Raw genomic sequence first — 20,167 nt, 5'->3', positions numbered from 1 at the left:
TTATTAACGGATATGCATCATATTATTTCTGACGGTGTGTCCGTCAACACCTTGATAAAAGAATTCGGCGAGCTGTACGCAGGCCGTTCGCTTGCACCGATGCGCCTTCAATATAAAGACTATGCCGTCTGGCAGCGGTCGTTTCAGGAGAAAGAAGGGTACCAGAAGCAGGAAGCCTATTGGCTGAAGCGGCTAGAAGGAGAGCTTCCGGTGCTTGAGCTTCCGGCTGACAAGCCCCGTCCGGCTGTCAGAAGCTTTGCGGGCGGCAGCGTATCGTGCACGCTTGATGCTGAAACGGCATCCGGCCTTCACCGCATCGCCCGGGATCACGGCTCCACTTTGTATATGGTGCTTCTCGCCGCGTACAATACGTTACTCGCACGCCTGAGCGGGCAGGAAGACATCATCGTCGGCTCGCCGATTGCCGGGCGCCCGCACAAAGACCTTGAACCGATTCTCGGCATGTTCGTCAACACGCTCGCCATCAGAACGGAGCCGAAAGGGGACAAACGGTTTACCGATTACTTGGCGGAAGTCCGCCAGGCGGCGCTTGAGGCGTATGAGCATCAGGACTACCCGTTTGAAGAGCTAGTGGAACGGCTCGGCGTGCAGCGGGACACAAGCCGCAATCCGCTGTTTGACGCCATGCTTGTCGTCCAGAATATAGAGCATGAGGAACTGCTGTTGGACGGTTTGCATATTCAGCCTGCGGACGTGTCCCGTCCGGTTTCCAAATTTGATGTCACTTTACAGGCTTCTGAAGGCGGGGGACAGATTCATTTTCTGTTTGAATATGCGGCGTCTTTATTCCGGAGAGAAACGATGCAGCGCTGGGCTTCCCACTTTATGACGATGCTTGAACACATTGTCCGTGAACCGGAAACTTCTTTACAAGCGATCAGCATGCTGACTGCTCCGGAACGGAATCGGATTCTTTCGGACTTTAACGGCATGACGGATCAACAGCTGCCTGAAAAAACAGTTCATGAACTGTTCATCACCCAGGCGCGAAAAACACCTGATGCCGCGGCCCTTATCAGCGGGGAAACATTGATCACATACAAAGAATTAGATGACTGGTCGAATAAAATCGCCAGAGCCCTGCAAAAACGGCAGATCGGACCTGATGCAGCCGTCGGCATTGTGATACCAAGATCGCCGGAACAAGTAGCGGCAGTCTTCGGGGTTTGGAAAGCCGGAGGAGCCTACGTCCCGATAGATCCTGAATATCCGGAGGAACGCAAGCAATATATCATCTCAGACAGCGGCACAGCGCTTCTCCTTACCGCACACGGTGCGATAGAACAAGTGCCTGATCGTTTTAACGGTGAAGTGCTCGCACTGGAGGATATCCAAGAACAGGATGCTTCACCGGTCCAGTCATTATCAGCACCGGAAGATTTGGCTTACATCATTTATACATCGGGAACGACAGGCAGGCCGAAAGGGGTCATGGTCGAACATCGATCCGTCAGCCAAACCCTTCAATGGCGGAGCGGATTTTATGATCTGAATGAGAAAGATACGATTCTTCAGCTCTTTTCATTTTCATTTGACGGGTTTGTAACAAGCATGTTCACACCGCTGATTTCCGGTGCGAAAGCGGGCGTTTTAGCCGAAGTTGAAGCAAGAGATATTCTTGCTATTAAACACTATCTTGCATCTTACCGCATCACTCACATGATCATTGTTCCCGTACTGTACCGTACACTGCTTGACGTACTGGAGCCGGGGGATGCAGAGTCTCTCAGAATTGTCACATTAGCGGGAGAAGCTGTCGACCAAAACATTATCAGCCGCAGTTTATCAGTTTGTCCACACACTGAGCTTGCCAATGAGTACGGCCCGACGGAAAACAGCGTCGCCACTACAGCGGCAAGACATATAGAACAAAGTGAGAACATCACGATCGGCCGTCCGATTGAGCATTCACACGTTTATATTTTAAACGGAGATCACCCGCAGCCGATCGGTGTAACGGGAGAACTTTGCATTTCGGGTTCCGGCCTTGCAAGAGGGTACCGCAATCTTCCTCAGCAAACGGCCCAAGCCTTTGTCCAAGATCCGTTCCGGAAGAACCGGCGCATGTACCGCACGGGCGACCTGGCAAAATGGCTGCCGGACGGCACACTGCAGTATATCGGCCGAATGGACGAGCAAGTCAAAATCAGAGGCTACCGGGTGGAACTGAAAGAAATTGAATCCGCCTTAACAGGCATAAAAGGTGTCAAAGAAGCAGCCGTCACCGCTCATACCGCATCAGCAGGCCAAACGGAACTATGCGCTTATATCGTGACAGAAGAAGGAATAGAAAGTGCAACCGTGCAGCAAGCGCTCAGAAATGAAATGCCCGCTTATATGGTGCCGACGTTCTTTGAAACACTTGAAGCCCTGCCTGTCACACCGAACGGGAAGCTTGACCGCCGCGCGCTTCCTGAGCCGCGGAAAAAAGCGCACACCGGACGGGCATTTACCGAGCCTGAAAGCGACATGGAAAAAGAGCTTTCCACGATTTGGAGCGAAGTGCTCGGAACTGAAAACATTGCCGCGGATCAATCATTTTTTGAACTGGGCGGCGATTCCATCAAAGCCCTGCAAGTATCAGCCCGATTACATCAGGCAGGAAAACAGATCGCCGTAAAAGATATTTTCAGCCGGCCGACAATTAGGGAGCTGGCGCCTTATGTCCGTACAGAGCGGCAGCCGGTCAGCCAAGCTCCTGCAGAAGGAGAAGTGAAGTGGTCGCCGATTCACAAATGGTTCTTCACACAAGACATGAAGGAAGCAAATCATTTTAACCAGTCCGTCATGCTGACGAGAGCAAATTCAATAGATGAAGAGGCTCTGAGGAAAACGTTAAAAGCCATTACCGTACATCATGATGCCTTGCGCCTTGTCTGCATAAAAGACGAAGAGAAAGGTCTTCTCCTCTTCAACAGACCGGCTGACCTCGCAGATGAGCAGCTTTACAGCCTGACCATATTAGAAATGGAAGGCGATGAGCATGAGAAGGAACGTTTTGTAAAACGCCGCGTCGCAGAGCTTCAGAGAAACATGGATTTAGAGAACGGGCCGCTGGTACAGGCGGGGCTGTTCCGCTCTGAAGCAGAAGATTACTTGTTTCTGACGGTCCATCATCTCGCTGTCGACGGGATATCATGGCGGATTTTATTGGAAGACTTGGCTTCTGCTTATGAACAGGCCATCTCTGGACAGGAAATCAAACTCCCTCCGAAAACCATGTCATTCAAAACATATACGGAGCAGCTGGCCGATTATGCGGAAAGTAAACAGCTTCTTCAGCAGGCGGAGTATTGGCGGGAGATTGAACACTATGAAACAGAAAGTCTTCCTTACGAACAGGCAGATTTATCTCAAACTCCTGCAAAAAAACGGAACACGGTATCCTTCACTCTGACAGAAAGTGAAACGGACGCCCTGTTGAAAGATGTACACAGCGCCTACAATACGGATACGCAAGATGTGCTTTTGGCTTCCGCCGTGCTCGCTGTTCAGAAATGGTCGCCGCGGCACGCTTTGAAAATCGCCCTTGAAGGACATGGCCGCCAATCGGAGCAGGCAGGTGCGGACATCAGCAGGACAGTGGGGTGGTTCACTTCCATTTACCCGGTGCTTTTCCGGAGCGGAGCTTATGAACCTCTTGAAGAATATGAAATTCGCACATTGAAAACCGTCAAAGACACATTGCGGCGCATTCCGGATAAAGGGAACGGATACGGCGTCCTCAAATATTTAACACCGCCGAAGCTTGCCGGGATGACTTTCGGGAAAGCACCGGAGATCAGCTTTAATTATCTCGGACAATTCGATTCGCCCAGCGGGAATCCGGCAGAAACGGAACAGCCTGACGCGTTTCAGTTTTCTCCTTTGGGAGGCGGAGATGATGTGACAGATACATGGAAACGGGAGCAGTCACTTGAAATCAGCGCGATTGCGGCAAAAGGCCGGATGACCGTCAGCATTTCCTATGAAACGGAGCGCTTCCGGCAAGATACGATCGAACGGCTGTCCGAAAGCTGCCGGTATTATCTCCTGAAACTGTCGGAACACTGCCTCAGCAAAACTGATACGGAGAAGACCGTCAGTGACTTTGATGATCGGGAGCTGACTGAGGAAGCATTGCAGGACATTGCCGACTTACTCAGCTTCCACTAAACCGAGCGGGAGGAACACATGGACAAAACGAAAAATATCCAAAACATTTATCCCCTCAGCCGAATGCAGGAAGGAATGCTTTTTCATTCCTTTCTGCAAAAGGAGGGGGCTGCATATATCGAGCAATCCGTCTTCACCATAAAAGGCCGGCTTCGTCCGGAATTGTTTGAGCAAAGCGTACAGTCTGTCATCAGCCGCCACGATATTTTCAGAACGGTTTTTTTACCTCATGTCGCTCAGCTGAACGGCCCCCGCCAAGTTGTGCTGCGTGAGAGGGAATTCCGGCTGCACCGCGAAGATCTTACACATTTGGACAAAGCGGAACAGAGCGTCTATTTACAGCGATTTAAGGAACGTGACCGCTTAAAAGGCTTTGACTTGCAAAAGGATATGCTGATGCGTGTTTCTTTGTTTAAAACGGCAGACGAGGAATATGTATGCGTCTGGAGCCACCATCACATCCTTATGGACGGCTGGTGCCTCGGCATCGTCCTTCAGGAATTCATGCATATGTACCGGGCGATTGAATCAGGCTCACCCGTCACACTGGCGCCCGCAAAGCCTTACAGCACTTATATTACATGGCTGACTGATCAGGACAAAGACGCGGCTTCTGAGTATTGGAAAGGATATTTAGCAGGCTGCGAGACACCCTCAGGACTCCCGAAAATATCGGCCCGTCCTCAGGAAAAAGGCTACCGTAAGAAAGAGCTGCTGTTTTCTTTAGATCAAAATCTGACAGACAGGCTGAAAACCATCGCCAAAGAAGAGGGCGCTACGCTCGCGGTTCTTATGCAGACTGTATGGGGCCTGATGCTGCAGAGCTACAACCGGACGGACGATGCCGTATTCGGCGCCGTCGTATCAGGGCGGCCTTCCGTCATTGACGGCGTGGAAAGCATGATCGGGCTGTTTATCAATACCGTGCCGGTACGCATTAAAACAGGTGATGAAAGCTTTAGAGAACTGCTGGGCCGCTGCCAGAAAGAAATGCTTGACTCAGAGGCGTTCAGCTATCATCCGCTTGCTGACATCCAATCGCAGACTGAGCTGAAACAGGATTTAATCGACCATATTATCGTGTTTGAAAATTATCCGATTCAGCAGCAGATGAAAGACGCGGAAAAGGAATCGGATGCACCATTCCGGATCGGGAATGTCAACGTTTCGGAACAATCGGGCTACGATTTTAACCTCATCATAGCGCCTGGCGATGAGCTGCTCATCAAATTCAGCTACAATGCGAACGTTTATGACGAAGTATGGATAGAGAGCGTAAAAGGACACTTGGAAGAAGCTCTGCGCGGCGCCGCCTTCAATCCCGATGTTCCGGCTGATCGGCTTCCGATGCTCGGACAAAAGGAAAAATCAAGAATAATCGGCGAATTTAATGACACGAAAACAACTTATGAAAGAGATGAAAGCATCATCAGCCTGTTCAGCCGACAGGTGAAGAAAACCCCGGACCATCAGGCGCTTCACGCCGGCGGGCTGACGATGACGTACCGGGAGCTCGATGAACGGTCAACTGCATTCGCCCGCACCCTGCTGGAAAACGGTTTGGCGCCAAAAGGAATTTGCGGGATTCTGGCCGAACGCTCACCGGAATTTATCATCGCTGTTCTCGCTGTATTGAAAGCGGGAGGGACGTACCTTCCTCTTGATGCAGAACTGCCAACCGACAGGATCGCCGATATGCTCACTGAGAGCGGAGCACAGCTGTTAACGGTGCAAAAAGGAATTGAGACTGACATTGACTTTTCTCACATCATCTCTATCCCGGCTGCAGCTGAAAAACAAACACCTGATGCGGGAAAACTGAATACCGATACAGCACCTGATGACCTTGCCTATATTATGTATACATCCGGTTCAACAGGAAAACCGAAGGGCGTGATGATTTCCAACCGAAACGTCGTATCGCTCGTGTCAAACAGCAATTACACGTCGGCTGGCATGTCGGACCGTCTCATTCTGACAGGGTCCATCGGTTTTGACGCAGTGACGTTTGAAATCTTCGGAGCACTTTTGAACGGAGCATGTCTTCATGTGGTTGACCGCTCGACAATGCTTGCCCCTGAGAGGTTCGGCAATTATCTTTCTTCCAACCGGATTACGATTCTGTTTTTGACGACGGCGCTCTTTAACCAGTTCGCCCAGGCAGATCCGGAGATGTTTTCTGGGTTGCACACCTTATATGTCGGCGGAGAAGCATTGTCCCCGGCGCTCATCAATAAGGTCAGACACCGCTGTCCGAATCTCAGCCTTTATAACATATACGGACCGACAGAAAATACGACATTTTCTACCTTTTACGAAATCAGGCATGACTTTTCTCAGCCGATCCCAATCGGAAAACCGATCAGCAATTCAACCGCGTATATCATTGATAAAAATGGCGGACTTGTGCCGATCGGCGTGCCCGGTGAGCTTTGTGTCGGCGGTGACGGGGTTGCCAAAGGCTATTTAAACAGGCCTGACTTAACAAGTGAAGCATTTGTCAGCCACCCGGTTCATCCTGAAGAAAAGATCTACAAAACAGGCGATTTGGCACACTGGCTGCCTGATGGAAGCATCGGATACATCAGCCGTATCGACCGCCAATTCAAGATTCGCGGGAAGCGGATTGAGCCGGCCGAAATCGAAGCGCGCTTGACTGAAATTGATGGAATCAGGGAAGCGGCAGTCATCGTGTCAGACGAAGGACAAGAAGCAATCCTTTGTGCGTATTATACAGGCGCGCATGCTGAAGAAAGAGCCATTCGATCCCTGTTGGCCAGGTCGCTTCCCGACTATATGATTCCTCAGTATGTGATGAAGCTTGACCGTATGCCGCTTACCGCAAACGGCAAAGTGGACCGCCGCGGGCTGCCTGCGCCAGAACGGAAAAAAACGTCATCAAAAGCCGTTCCGCCACGAAACTGGGTAGAGCGTGAGCTGATCGACATTTGGACGCCGATCCTCGGCTGCAGGGAGCTGGGCATTCAGGATGACTTCTTTGAGCTGGGCGGCCATTCTTTGAAAGCATTGCAAGTGATTCATCAGCTGAAGACCAGGCAGCAGATGGATGTGCCGATTGAAATGATATTTGAATATCCGACAATTGAACAATTGGCTGAAAAGCTGTATTCCAGCACACTGTCGGAAGCTGCCGAACAGCATATCAGCAGACTGAACCAGCCGAAAGGCCGCAATCTTTTCTGTTTTCCGCCTATCTCAGGTTTCGGCATTTTCTTTAAAGATCTTGCGGCGGCATTAAACGGACGGGCTGCTGTGTACGGTTTTAACTTTATTGAAGAAGACAGCAGAATGGAACAATACATTGATAAAATGCTGGAAATACAGCCGGAAGGCCCTTATATCCTCTTCGGATATTCAGCGGGCGGCAATACGGCATTCGAGGCGGCAAAAGCGATGGAAAAGCGCGGCTTAGAAATCAGCGACGTCATTATCGCAGACGCGTACAGAAAGCTTGACGCACTGCCGCCGCAGCCAACAAACGCAACAGCCGAAAATGTCCCGGAAGCCGTCAGGGAAGCGGTCATCCGAAAAACAGAGCGCTATCAAACGTACTGGGCGGAACTGATAAATGACGGCCAAATCGCGGCAAACCTCCATTTTATCGAGGCCGGCATAAAGGAAGAGCACAGTGATAAGACCGGGCCGATGAAATGGGAAGGCGCCACAACGGGACTCTATCAGGAATATCAAGGCGGGGGCGCCCATAAAGATATGTTTGAACCTGCCTTTGCACAGCAAAATGCTGAGGTCATACTGGACATCATTGCAAACAGCGGAAGACGCTTGGCGCGGAATCTGTAACATCCGGCAGAATGGCTGAAGAAGACAAAGGGCAAGATAGGGGAACCAAACTCAGTTTTTTGGAGGCTTTGAGATGACGAACCTATCTTGGCTTACGTATGTAATGATCATTCTTGCCAGCTACCGGCTGACCCATTTGATCGTATTTGATAAGATTACGGAATTCATAAGAAAACCCTTTATAAAGCAAGAAAAAACCGTCGATCAAAACGGGCGCACCGTCCAAAAAAAAGTCCCCTCCTCCGCATTCGGTTATATGCTGCAATGTTATTGGTGTGCGGGCGTCTGGTGCGCCATATTGATCGGCATCTGCTACTTGGTCTGGCCCCGCTATGCACATCCGGTTATTTTCATTTTGTCCATCGCCGGAGCGCAGGCCATTCTTGAAACGTGTGTCGGCGTCGGAACGAAGGTCATTGACGTGCTCGCCGCCATGAAACATAAAAAGTCCTGAAGCGTTTTGATTCGCTTTAGGACTTTTTTCTTTCCCTTTTAGGCTGAGAGGAGCAAAGCAGGCTTTCTGATTCACCGCCCGGAATGCTTCGGAATACCGTAAAGCAGAGAGGGGGAAAAACATGAAAAGCTGCCGTTTTAGCATGATATGGTTTTTGGCCGTTGTACTGACAGCCGGCATCTTTACATTCTCAGCATCCGCACAAGCAAGCGGCACTCAGCCGGAGAGAGAAATGAGAGCCGTCTGGATCGCGTCTGTCACCAATATCGACTGGCCCTCTAAAAAAGGGCTGTCACCGGAAGAGCAAAAAAGAGAATACAGCAAGCTGCTGGATGACGTTCAGGAGATGGGAATGAACGCCGTTATCGTCCAAATTAAGCCTGCGGCTGATGCTTTTTATCCATCAAATTACGGGCCTTGGTCAGAGTATCTGACAGGAACACAAGGCAAAAATCCCGGCTACGATCCGCTTGCTTTTTTAGTTGAAGAGACACATAAACGGAATCTTGAATTTCACGCTTGGTTCAATCCTTACCGGATCACGATGAATCATACAAATTTGAATGCGCTTTCAGATGATCATCCCGCGCGTTCCCATCCGGACTGGGTCGCTGCATACGGAAAACAGCTGTACTATAATCCGGGCATTCCGGAAGTAAGACAATTTATAACGGATGGAATCAAAGAGGTGGTCAGCCGTTATGACATTGATGCGGTTCATATGGATGATTATTTTTATCCTTATAAAATTGCCGGACAGGAATTCCCCGATCAGGCGGAATACGAACGGTACGGAAAAGCTCACTTTGCATCAGTTGATGACTGGCGCAGGGATAACGTCAACCGGCTTGTAAAAGAAATCAACCAAACCATCAAACGAGAAAAACCTTATGTCAAATTCGGAATCAGCCCGTTCGGCGTATGGAGAAATGCCGCAGATGACCCGACAGGCTCCGAAACGGCCGCAGGGGTGCGGAACTACGATGATTTATATGCTGATACGAGAGAATGGATCCAAAAAGGATACATTGATTACATCGCACCGCAAATTTACTGGAGCATCGGATTTAAAGCGGCGGCATATGACGTCTTAGCGGATTGGTGGGGAAAAGAAGTGAACAATCGGCCGGTGCATTTATATATCGGGCAGGCAGCTTATAAAATCAACAACAATGCTGATCCGGCCTGGGCCGACCCGGGGGAATACGGAAGACAGATTGCTCTTAACAGGGGATCAGCATGGATAAAAGGCAGCATGCATTTCAGTTTAAAGGATTTAAACCGTAATCCGCTCGATGTGAAAAACCGTTTGATCAAAGACATGTACAGCCGGCCCGCATTAATTCCCGAGATGCCTTGGCTCGGACATTCCGCTTTAAAAAAACCGGCTGTCAAACGGGCGGAGAAGAACGCTTCAGGCCATACACTCTATATTGAAGATGCGAAATCCAACGGTAAAAAAACGGCTTATTACGCCATTTACCGCGCAGAAAAGGGAAAGCAGCCTTATTTAGTGGATACAGTCAGAAAAACATCGTCACGGACGCAAACATTTTCAGATACTGATATTCGAGCGGAAGAAGCCTGTACCTATATCGTTACTTCCGTTGACAGGCTACACCATGAGAGCCGTCCCTCCGCAAAACGGACAATTAAATAGCCATTATTAATAAAACTGACAGTTGCGGCGCTGTCAGTTTTTTGTAGCGGATGAGTCCGAATGTTCAGACTTTATTTGGATGGAATGAATAAAGATCCCCATTAATAAAATGTAGAAAGCAGCAGAAGGAGGAAGGTTAATGAATTTTCAACTGACAAAAGAACAGCAGATGGTGCGCGAAATGGTCAGAGATTTCGCCAAAAATGAAATTGCCCCGAAAGCCCATGAGGTTGATCAATCAGCCGTCTTCCCGATAGACACATTTAAAAAAATAGGCGAACTCGGGCTGCTCGGAATTCCGTTTCCGGAAGAATACGGCGGGGCGGGCGGTGACACCATTTCATATGCAGCAGCGGTCGAAGAAATCGGAAAAGCCTGCGGCAGCACGGGGCTGAGCTACGCGGCGGCCGTGTCACTCGGTGCAAGCCCATTATACTATTTCGGTACTGAACAGCAAAAGCAAGAACATCTTATTCCGCTTGCTTCGGGAAAAGCGCTCGGATCATTCGGGCTGACAGAGCCGAATGCCGGTTCAGATGCCGGTGGTACCCAGACAAAAGCCGAGAAAAAGGGCGATGACTATGTGATAAACGGAGAGAAATGCTGGATCACAAACGCAAATTACGCCCGCACGGTCATTGTCACCGCCGTTACGGGAAAGAACTCCGCCGGAAAACCGATCATTTCAGCTCTCATCGTCCCGACAGACACACCGGGATTTACGATCACAAATCCGTACGACAAGATGGGTGTGAGAGGGTCGGATACGGCCGAACTTGTGCTGGAGGATGTCAGGGTGCCTGCCGATAACCTGCTCGGTGATCCTGAAAAGGGTTTTAAACAATTTTTATATACATTAGACGGCGGGCGGATCTCGATTGCGGCACTGGCTGTCGGTATCGCTCAAGGCGCACTGGAGGCATCGCTGTCATATGCGAAGGAACGCAAGCAGTTCGGCAGTCCGATATCGTCATTTCAAGCCATTCAATTTAAGCTGGCCGATATGGCGATGGAAATTGACCTTGCCAGACAGATGGTGCTTAAAGCGGCATGGCTGAAGGATCAAAACCTGCCATTTACGAAAGAAGCTGCATTCGCCAAGCTCTATGCTTCTGAAATGGCCGTCAGAACGTGCCTTCAGGCCATCCAAATTCATGGCGGTTCCGGTTATATGAAGGAATGCGGTGTCGAACGTATGCTTCGTGACGCAAAGCTGATGGAGATTGGCGAAGGAACGTCAGAAATTCAAAGAATGGTCATCGCAAGACAGCTTTTGAAGTGAAATGAAAACGTTTACTAAGACAGGAATGGAAGGGGGCAGGTCATATGGCTGAACTTATCCATTTAACAGCCGGAAAGCTGCTTGAGCGGACCGCGGAGCTTTTTCCGGATCGTGAAGCGGTTGTTTACCCTGAGCGCGGCCTTCGTTATACGTATGCCGAGTTTGACCGGTTATGCCGGCAAACCGCAAAAGGGCTGATGAAGCTGGGAGTTGAAAAAGGAGATCATGTGGCCATATGGGCATCCAACATTCCGGAATGGCTCGCGGCGCAATTTGCAACAGCGAAAATCGGCGCCGTTCTGGTCACCATTAATACCAATTTTCAAATCGCAGAGCTCGATTACCTGCTGGCACATTCAGACGTCTCGGCCTTGATAATCATGGATTCCTACCGGCAGACATCTTATGTTGAAATCGTGAATAAGCTGATTCCGGAGCTGAAAACTTGTAAGCGCGGCAGGCTGCGTTCGAAACGTTATCCATTTTTACGGACGGTGTTATATATCGGTGATAAAAGCCCGCCCGGGATGCACCGTTGGGATTCATTGCTGGATAATGCCGAGTCTGTAACGGATGCGGCGCTTGACGGAAGGATGGACAGCCTGAAAAAGGATGATTGCATTCATATGCAATATACGTCAGGTACGACCGGATTTCCGAAAGGCGTCATGCTCTCACATTTTAATATCGTAAATAACGCGGCCAATATCGCAGAATGCATGAAGCTTACTTCAAGTGACCGTTTATGTATTCCCGTGCCGTTTTTCCACTGCTTCGGGTGCGTGCTCGGCGTGCTGGCATGTGTTTCCGCGGGTGCGGCGATGATTCCGATCGAACAGTTTTCTCCGCCGGCCGTTCTGAAAACGGTGGAGCAAGAAGCCTGCACGGCTCTGCACGGTGTACCGACGATGTTTATCGCCCTCCTAAATGACAGCCGTTTTTCTGAATATGATCTTTCCCACGTCCGAACCGGGATTATGGCAGGCTCGCCATGCCCGGCGGAAGTCATGAGAGAAGTGATCGGCAAAATGGGGATGACCGACATTACAATTGCCTACGGACAGACCGAAGCATCACCTGTTATTACGCAGACAAGAACGGATGATTCATTTGAAAGAAGAGTGGAAACAGCGGGGCGCGCGCTTCCCCATATCGAAGTCAGAATCGTTCGGCCCGGAACATCCCAAGAAGCCGCCAGGGGCGAACAAGGAGAGCTCTGCACCCGCGGATATCATGTCATGAAAGGCTATTATAAAAATCAAGAAGCGACCGAAGAAGCGATAGACAAAGACGGCTGGCTGCATACCGGTGATTTGGCGGTCATGGACGAGGACGGGTACTGCAAAATCACGGGCCGTCTGAAAGACATGCTGATCAGGGGCGGCGAAAATATTTATCCGCGCGAGATTGAGGAAATGTTATATCGGCATCCCGCGGTAGCAGACGTTCAGGTCGTCGGCGTTCCTGATCCGAAATACGGAGAAGAGGCCGCGGCGTGGATTAGGCTCAAAGACGGACAAACCGCTTCCGCAGAAGACATCAGAACCTTTTGCAAAGAACATATCGCCCGCTATAAAGTCCCCAGGTATGTTTTGTTTACAGATGAATATCCAATGACAGCCTCAGGAAAAATTCAGAAATTCAAGCTGCGGGAAAAAACGATTGAAGAGCTCAAGTTAACTTAATGAAAAAGGAGTGCTTCACATTTGTTTAAAAAAGTCCTGATTGCCAACAGAGGAGAAATCGCCTTACGAATTATCCGCACCTGCAAACGTCTCGGCATCCCCTCGGCAGCTGTGTATTCAGAAGCCGACCGGGACGCGCTGCATGTAAAAGCGGCTGATGAGGCCTATCCGATCGGTAAATCGAGAGTAAATGAAAGCTATTTACATATCGACAGAATCATAGAAGCCGCCAAATCCGCCGGAGCGGACGCCATTCATCCGGGCTACGGGCTTCTGTCAGAAAACAGCCTGTTCGCCGAACGCTGCCGGAAGGAACAAATCACATTTATCGGTCCGCCCGGTGATATCATCGCCAAGATGGGCAGCAAGATTGAAGCCCGAAAAACGATGCAAAAAGCAAAGGTCCCGATCGTTCCCGGTGTTTCAGAGCCATTGCCCGATGTTCACTCCGCCTTAGCCGAAGCCCGTGCTATCGGTTTTCCGGTCATGCTGAAAGCGTCCGCAGGAGGAGGCGGAATCGGCATGCAGATCGTACATTCAGAAGAAGAGCTGGCCAAAGCGTTTGAAGGCAATCAAAAGCGGGCCGCCTCCTTTTTTGGAGACGGCGCAATGTATATGGAAAAGGTCATTGAAAATGCCCGTCATATTGAAATTCAGATACTCGCAGATTCTTTCGGCAACACCGTTCATCTGTTTGAACGTGACTGTTCAGTCCAAAGGCGCCACCAAAAAGTGATAGAAGAAGCGCCGTCGCCGTTTGTTGACGATGAATTAAGACAAAGACTCGGTGAAACCGCCGTTAAAGCCGCTAAATCGATCGGCTACCAAAATGCAGGCACAATAGAATTTCTCGTCGACCAAAAGAAACAAATCTATTTTTTAGAGATGAACACCAGACTGCAGGTGGAGCATCCGGTGACAGAAGAAATTACAGGACTGGATCTTGTGGAAGAACAGCTGAAAATTGCCGCTGGGCAGGCGCTGCCTTTCTCGCAGAAAGATATCAACCACCGCGGTCATGCGATAGAAGTGCGGATCTATGCGGAAGATCCGGTCACCTTTTACCCGTCACCCGGTACCATCTCGTCTTTTTCCGTTTTAAGACACCCGTCAGTGCGACACGAATGCGCCGTCGAAAAGGGAAGCGTCATTTCTCCGTTTTACGATCCGATGATTGCCAAAATGATCGTCACGGCGAATACGAGAAAACAAGCCATTGAACAACTGAAAACCGCCCTTGGCGAATATCATGTAGAAGGGATTAAAACCAACATTCCGCTGCTGACAAAAATTGCTCATTCAGAAGTGTTTGAAAAGGGCGAGGCAACAACCGGTTTTTTACAAACAATGAACGAGGGGGCGTCAAAATGAGCGTCATAAAAATTCAGATGGCGGGAAACCTGTGGAAAATTCATGTGAAGCCGGGTGATGTCATTGAAGAAGGACAGGAAGTGGCTATCTTGGAATCTATGAAAATGGAAATTCCGATTATCGCTGATGCAGCGGGTACGGTGAAAGAAGTGAAAAAATCAGAAGGTGATTTCACTGATGAAGGAGAGGTCCTGATTGAACTTCAATAAAACGGGAGGTGCAGCATGAACTGTCCGAAACATGTCCGCATCAATGAAGTAGGACCGCGTGACGGCTTGCAGAATGAATCGGCGTGGGTGGATACAGAAGATAAGATTGAGTGGATCAATATGCTGTCAAAAACAGGCCTTCCCTATATCGAAGTGACATCTTTCGTGCATCCGAGATGGATTCCGGCTCTTCGTGACAGCCTGGACGTCGCAAAAGGCATTGCCAGATCTGAACATACGGTCTACGCGGCTCTCGTTCCGAACCTCATCGGACTGGAGCATGCGGCAGAAGGCGGAATCGATCAGGCATGTGTATTTTTATCTGCAAGTGAAACCCATAACCAAAAAAACGTAAACAAACCGATTGACCGGACCGTTCAAGAGCTCAGACGGGTTATTACTGAAGCAAAAGCTGAAAAAATGGCGACGAGAGCTTATCTGTCCACTGTGTTCGGCTGTCCGTACGAACAGAACGTGCCGGTCGAACAAGTCATCCGCCTGTCAGACACCCTGCTCGAAATGGGTGTTGATGAAATATCGCTCGGCGACACGATCGGCGCGGCAAACCCCTTGCAGGTCATAGCCGTGCTTGAAGCCCTTTTGCCGAGAATTCCCGCCTCAAAAATCGCACTCCATTTCCATGATACAAGAGGAACGGCTCTAGCGAATATCATTCCCGCTCTTGATATGGGCATCACATCCTTTGATACTTCCTCAGGCGGGCTTGGCGGCTGCCCGTACGCCCCTGGATCAGCAGGCAACGCTGCCACAGAAGACGTCATTTATATGCTCGAACAAATGGGGATTGATACCGGGACGGACATGAATAAACTTCTTTATGCCGCCGGCTGGATCGCGGATAAAATAGGCAAAGACCTGCCAAGCAGAAACCTGCAGGCATTCAGAACGAAATGAGAAAGGAGAAGCCATGGGAGATTGCGTCTTGTATTCCGTCTGTCAAGAAACGATCGGTCTGATCACGCTGAACCGCCCGCATGCGGCCAACTCGCTGTCTTCAGACATGATTGATCATTTACAGCGTGTGATTGAAGACATCAAAAACTCGCCATCCATTCGTTGTGTCATTCTCACCGGCACCGGGAACACATTTTGCGCCGGTGCTGATTTAAAAGAAAGAGCGGGGATGAATCATGAACAAGTTAAGCAAAGCGTCAGGCGTATCGGTGAAACGGCGGCATCCATTGAAGCTCTCCCGCAGCCGGTCATTGCAGCGCTGAACGGAACCGCTGTCGGAGGAGGCCTTGAACTCGCTCTCGCCTGCGATATCAGAATCGCCGTCAGCCGGGCGGGCCTCGGCCTTCCTGAAACAGGGCTTGCGATCATTCCCGGAGCGGGCGGAACGCAGAGACTGCCCCGGCTTATCGGCCCCGGCGCGGCAAAAGAATTGATCTATACCGGCCGAAGGCTTTCTGCCGAAGAGGGAAAAGACATGAAGCTGATCGAGCATGTTTGTGAAGCCGATGAACTTATGGAAAAAGCAAAAGCACTGGCCGGCCGCATCGCCGCTAATGGGCCGATCGCCGTCAGACAAGCAAAATCCGCGATAAACAAGGGTCTGGAGACAGATCTCAATACAGGGCTCGAAATCGAACGAAAAGCATATGAACAAGTCATCCCCACCCTTGACAGAGAAGAGGGCCTGCGCGCTTTTAAAGAAAAAAGACCCCCTGAATACAAAGGAAAATAAAACATGGAGGGACTCGGATGGATTACGAAAAAGAACGGCAGACACGCAGCAAAACGATTGAAAAGGGAGGAGCCGCGAAATATCACGCAAGCAACGAAAAGAAGGGAAAACTTTTTGTAAGAGACAGGCTGAAGCTTTTATTCGATGACGGCATATCCGTTGAAGACGCTTTTTTCGCCGAGTGCATGTCAGACGGACTGCCGGCTGACGGGGTCGTTACCGGGATCGGAACCATCGGCGGCAGAACCGTTTGTGTGATGGCAAACGACTCAACCGTAAAGGCGGGCTCGTGGGGCGTGAAAACGGTGGAAAAAATCATCCGCATTCAGGAGACGGCGGAAAAGCTTCAGTGTCCGCTCTTGTACTTAGTCGATTCCGCAGGTGCGAGAATTACGGATCAGGTCGACATGTTCCCGGGCAGAAGGGGAGCCGGCCGCATCTTTTATAATCAAGTAAAGCTGTCGGGCCGCATTCCGCAAATCTGTTTATTGTTCGGCCCTTCCGCTGCGGGCGGCGCTTACATTCCGGCCTTTTGCGACATTGTCATTATGGTCGAGGGCAATGCATCCATGTACTTAGGTTCCCCGCGTATGGCAGAAATGGTAATTGGCGAGAAAGTATCGCTTGAAGAAATGGGCGGCGCCCGTATGCATTGTTCCGTATCAGGCTGCGGTGATCTCCTCGCCCGGACGGAACAGGAAGCAATCATGATGGCGCAGACATACCTCAGCTATTTCCCGTCAAATTATACTGAAAAAGCGCCCGTCAACAAATCTAAGAACCCGAAAGCTTTTGAAAAACCGCTCTCAGATGTCATCCCGGCACATCAAAACGCACCGTTCAACATGATGGATTTAATTGAACGTGTCATTGATGAAGACTCATTTTTTGAGATTAAACCGTTATTTGCGCAGGAATTAATAACGGGGCTTGCGCGGATTCACGGACAGCCGGTCGGCATTATCGCCAATCAGCCGCGTGTCAAAGGCGGGGTTTTATTTCTCGATTCGGCGGATAAAGCCGCAAAATTTATCGCTTTGTGCGACGCATTCCATATTCCGCTTCTGTTTTTAGCAGACATTCCCGGATTCATGATCGGAACGAAGGTTGAGCAGGCGGGCATCATCAGGCATGGCGCAAAAATGATCTCCGCAATGGCGGAAGCGACTGTCCCGAAGCTTTCCGTTATCGTCAGAAAAGCCTACGGTGCCGGATTATACGCGATGGCGGGGCCTGCTTTTGAACCGGACTGCTGTTTAGCGCTTCCGACTGCGCAAATTGCCGTAATGGGTCCTGAAGCAGCGGTGAATGCGGTCTACGCAAAGAAAATCAGCGAGCTAGCCCCTGAAGAAAGGCCGGCTTTTATTCAAGAAAAGCGTGATGAATATAAGGAAGACATTAACCTTTACCGGCTTGCTTCTGAAATGGTGATTGACGGCATTGTTCCTGCTGATTCCTTGCGGGAAGAACTCAATAAACGCCTCACTGCTTACATGTCCAAACAACTGACATTCACACACCGGAAACACCCCGTATACCCGGTATAAATAAAAAAAAGACTGCATAGATCCGGCTCGCAGCCGCTCTTATGCAGTCTTTTTTCACAGTCTTGATCTCATTTTCTTCACAACAAAATAAACAACAATAAATACGAGAGCCAATATAATGATCGGAGTTGTATACATTCCGGCATAGCTGTCTACGTCTTTCCACTGTCCCCCGAGCTGATACCCGAGATAAACGAAAATGACAGACCACGGAATAATGGCGAGCGTCGTCAATATGACAAACTTGGAAAGAGGCATTTTCGCAAGGCCGGCCGGGATGGAGATCGCATGTCTGACGACCGGGATAAACCGCGCCGAGAACACAACGCCGGCGCCGTAACGGCGAAACCAGTTTTCCGCAACATCAACATGATGCTTTTTCAGAAGTAAGTACTTGCCGTACTTGTCCAAAAACGGCCGTCCCCCATAACGGGCGATCCAGTAAATAAAGCACTGCGCGATCGTTCCCCCGATCACACCGGCGACAATGGCGCCGATAAAGCTGATCGTGCCTTCTGACACCATATAGCCTCCGTAAGCCAGAACGATTTCACTCGGAATGATTTCGATCATTAATCCGAGCGCAATCCCTAAATAGCCCATACTTGTCAGCCAGGATAATATTTCACTAATAAAATTGCCCACACTGTTCACAACCTCTTTATCTTTTTACCCAATTATATGACTGATTGACAAGCAAAATGGTTACAAATTATTTTTTAACGCACGATTTCTTCAGATTCTCTTTTTAACACCTCTTCTAAATAAGCTAAAAGTTTCGGTCTCATTTCTTCCCGCAGAAGCCCGATCTCCGTGCCGGCCTTAAAACAGCCGAACTTATCTCCTATATCAAACCGGCTTCCTTCAAGCTCCCGCGCGTAAATGCTTCGGGTGCGGCACACTTCGCGCAGCGCGTCTGTCAATTGGATTTCGTTGCCCGCGCCTCTTCCGATCGTCTTCAGCGTTTTAAAAATAGCAGGGGTTAATATGTAGCGGCCCATCACGGCAATATGAGAGGGCGCCTTTTCAACAGCCGGTTTCTCAATCAGATCCTCAACCTCGTACTCATGACCGCTCTGCCGCCCCGTCTGTATAATACCATATTTGCTGACATCAGCAGGATCGACGGGCTGTACGCCGATCGTTTCTGTGCCGTGTTGGTTATAGACGTCGATGAGCTGTGAAAGAGCGGGAGTATCAGATACCATAATATCATCACCTAATAGAACGGCAAAAGGCTCATCTCCGATAAAATGCTTCGCACACAGCACCGCATGTCCTAATCCGAGCGGTTCTTTCTGACGGAGGTAATGAATATTGGCCAAATCGGCAATCCGCTGCATTTCCTTCAGCGTCTCCGTTTTGCCTTTTTCCTGCAGATTGAATTCCAATTCCGCCGACCGGTCAAAATGATCTTCAATCGAGCGTTTGTTTCTCCCTGTAATAATCAGTATATCTTCAATTCCTGACGCTGCGGCCTCTTCGACAATATATTGGATGGCCGGTTTGTCGACAATCGGCATCATTTCTTTCGGCTGCGCCTTTGTCGCCGGCAGAAATCTCGTTCCTAAACCCGCTGCGGGAATGACCGCTTTTCTCACTTTTTTTCTCATTCATCTTCACTCCTGATCCTGTATGTTTTTCAGCGAATCTCCAAATACCCAGATTCGGTTTCCGATAAAATTCATCATCATCCCGCCGATAGTGGCGGCGAACTTACTCACCAATAGCGAACAGCCGCCTTTTTGAAACGCGTAAAGCAGCAAAAAGGTGATTCCCGACGCGGCAAGATTAATGATGAGAAAGCGCATGATCTCTTTCCCGTCAGCCTTGCGTTTTACACGAAACGTCCACTTCCGGTTCCATACATAGCTGTTGATGATCCCTGCCGAATAGGAGCAGATCTGCGCCGGAAGATAGGGGACATGACAAGCGGCGAGAAGAAAGAAGACACCAAAATCGATCAGCGTATTGCCGACGCCTACAGTGCAAAAACGGCCTGCTGTCTTTACTTTTTCTTTCAGCATAACGGCATCCGGTGTTGACCTCCCTTCATAAAAGAATCAGATGGCTGTCATATTTGTTGATATGGACTACTTTAGCGGACGGTGTTGAATAAACAATTACTAAAATATGAACAAAACATGAAAACGTAATGAGGCTTTGCAAAACTAATTAAGTTAACATTTTGATAGTTTAGGTTGACATATTCCGTGAAGGGCACTAATATTCTGTATAAGTGTTAACCTTAAA

General features: G+C 49.6%; 14 protein-coding genes. 11 read left to right on the top strand and 3 right to left on the bottom strand.

The genetic code is table 11. The annotated features are described in order from the left end of the window. The 11 genes from G9F50_RS05900 to G9F50_RS05850 all read left to right on the top strand — a co-directional run. The coding region (locus G9F50_RS05900; protein ID WP_165417697.1) for a non-ribosomal peptide synthetase at window positions 1-4,176 on the top strand (4,176 nt) is incomplete at its 5' end. 18 nt (window positions 4,177-4,194) lie between these two features. Beyond that, the gene (locus G9F50_RS05895) at window positions 4,195-7,998 is read left to right on the top strand and encodes a non-ribosomal peptide synthetase (RefSeq protein ID WP_060561598.1); all 3,804 of its coding nucleotides are present in this window, start codon (window positions 4,195-4,197) and stop codon (window positions 7,996-7,998) included. A gap of 73 nt (window positions 7,999-8,071) precedes the next feature. Further along, on the top strand, window positions 8,072-8,452 hold the full coding sequence (locus G9F50_RS05890) for a DUF1360 domain-containing protein (protein WP_060561599.1): 381 nt from the start codon (window positions 8,072-8,074) through the stop codon (window positions 8,450-8,452). A 121-nt stretch (window positions 8,453-8,573) separates the two neighbouring features. Continuing rightward, entirely contained in the window at window positions 8,574-10,112 is a 1,539-nt protein-coding gene (locus G9F50_RS05885) for a glycoside hydrolase family 10-like protein (RefSeq protein WP_060561600.1), read from the top strand. A 139-nt stretch (window positions 10,113-10,251) separates the two neighbouring features. Continuing rightward, a complete protein-coding gene (locus tag G9F50_RS05880; protein ID WP_003153894.1) occupies window positions 10,252-11,394 on the top strand; it encodes an acyl-CoA dehydrogenase family protein in 1,143 nt (380 codons plus the stop codon). Window positions 11,395-11,438: 44 nt separating this feature from the next. Continuing rightward, a complete protein-coding gene (locus tag G9F50_RS05875; protein WP_060561601.1) occupies window positions 11,439-13,079 on the top strand; it encodes an AMP-binding protein in 1,641 nt (546 codons plus the stop codon). Between the two features lie 21 nt (window positions 13,080-13,100). Next, window positions 13,101-14,450: an acetyl-CoA carboxylase biotin carboxylase subunit gene (locus G9F50_RS05870; RefSeq protein WP_060561602.1), complete on the top strand. Its 1,350-nt coding sequence runs from the start codon at window positions 13,101-13,103 to the stop codon at window positions 14,448-14,450. Continuing rightward, window positions 14,447-14,659, top strand: coding sequence for an acetyl-CoA carboxylase biotin carboxyl carrier protein subunit (locus tag G9F50_RS05865; protein ID WP_007410121.1), 213 nt, complete (start codon window positions 14,447-14,449; stop codon window positions 14,657-14,659). The genes G9F50_RS05870 and G9F50_RS05865 overlap by 4 nt, the downstream gene beginning before the upstream one ends. Window positions 14,660-14,674: 15 nt before the next feature. Beyond that, window positions 14,675-15,574: a hydroxymethylglutaryl-CoA lyase gene (locus tag G9F50_RS05860; RefSeq protein ID WP_007410122.1), complete on the top strand. Its 900-nt coding sequence runs from the start codon at window positions 14,675-14,677 to the stop codon at window positions 15,572-15,574. 13 nt (window positions 15,575-15,587) lie between these two features. Beyond that, entirely contained in the window at window positions 15,588-16,367 is a 780-nt protein-coding gene (locus G9F50_RS05855; protein ID WP_060561603.1) for an enoyl-CoA hydratase, read from the top strand. Between the two features lie 17 nt (window positions 16,368-16,384). After that, window positions 16,385-17,914, top strand: coding sequence for an acyl-CoA carboxylase subunit beta (locus G9F50_RS05850; protein WP_060561604.1), 1,530 nt, complete (start codon window positions 16,385-16,387; stop codon window positions 17,912-17,914). Between the two features lie 54 nt (window positions 17,915-17,968). Here the strand turns inward: G9F50_RS05850 and uptA are convergent, their stop codons facing one another. The 3 genes from uptA to G9F50_RS05835 form a co-directional block, all read right to left on the bottom strand. After that, on the bottom strand, window positions 17,969-18,559 hold the full coding sequence (uptA, locus tag G9F50_RS05845) for an undecaprenyl phosphate transporter UptA (protein WP_007410125.1): 591 nt from the start codon (window positions 18,557-18,559) through the stop codon (window positions 17,969-17,971). Between the two features lie 74 nt (window positions 18,560-18,633). Next, entirely contained in the window at window positions 18,634-19,527 is an 894-nt protein-coding gene (gene galU / locus G9F50_RS05840; RefSeq protein WP_060561605.1) for a UTP--glucose-1-phosphate uridylyltransferase GalU, read from the bottom strand. Between the two features lie 6 nt (window positions 19,528-19,533). Then, on the bottom strand, window positions 19,534-19,941 hold the full coding sequence (locus G9F50_RS05835; RefSeq protein ID WP_060561606.1) for a GtrA family protein: 408 nt from the start codon (window positions 19,939-19,941) through the stop codon (window positions 19,534-19,536). Window positions 19,942-20,167: the final 226 nt, after the last annotated feature.

Origin of the sequence: Bacillus sp. EKM206B, assembly GCF_011066015.1 — a bacterium.
Classification (GTDB): Bacteria; Bacillota; Bacilli; order Bacillales; family Bacillaceae; genus Bacillus; species Bacillus velezensis.
The sequence above is the reverse complement of the archived record's forward strand: the minus strand, read 5'-3'. Positions and strand labels throughout refer to the sequence as shown.

What these genes read in the sequence shown, in the direction of transcription:
- G9F50_RS05895 (WP_060561598.1), top strand. Translation starts at nt 4,195, where the DNA reads ATGGACAAAACGAAAAATATCCAAAACATTTATCCCCTCAGCCGAATG.
- G9F50_RS05890 (WP_060561599.1), top strand. Translation starts at nt 8,072, where the DNA reads ATGACGAACCTATCTTGGCTTACGTATGTAATGATCATTCTTGCCAGC.
- G9F50_RS05885 (WP_060561600.1), top strand. Translation starts at nt 8,574, where the DNA reads ATGAAAAGCTGCCGTTTTAGCATGATATGGTTTTTGGCCGTTGTACTG.
- G9F50_RS05880 (WP_003153894.1), top strand. Translation starts at nt 10,252, where the DNA reads ATGAATTTTCAACTGACAAAAGAACAGCAGATGGTGCGCGAAATGGTC.
- G9F50_RS05875 (WP_060561601.1), top strand. Translation starts at nt 11,439, where the DNA reads ATGGCTGAACTTATCCATTTAACAGCCGGAAAGCTGCTTGAGCGGACC.
- G9F50_RS05865 (WP_007410121.1), top strand. Translation starts at nt 14,447, where the DNA reads ATGAGCGTCATAAAAATTCAGATGGCGGGAAACCTGTGGAAAATTCAT.
- G9F50_RS05860 (WP_007410122.1), top strand. Translation starts at nt 14,675, where the DNA reads ATGAACTGTCCGAAACATGTCCGCATCAATGAAGTAGGACCGCGTGAC.
- G9F50_RS05855 (WP_060561603.1), top strand. Translation starts at nt 15,588, where the DNA reads ATGGGAGATTGCGTCTTGTATTCCGTCTGTCAAGAAACGATCGGTCTG.
- G9F50_RS05850 (WP_060561604.1), top strand. Translation starts at nt 16,385, where the DNA reads ATGGATTACGAAAAAGAACGGCAGACACGCAGCAAAACGATTGAAAAG.
- galU (WP_060561605.1), bottom strand. Translation starts at nt 19,527, where the DNA reads ATGAGAAAAAAAGTGAGAAAAGCGGTCATTCCCGCAGCGGGTTTAGGA.
- G9F50_RS05835 (WP_060561606.1), bottom strand. Translation starts at nt 19,941, where the DNA reads ATGCTGAAAGAAAAAGTAAAGACAGCAGGCCGTTTTTGCACTGTAGGC.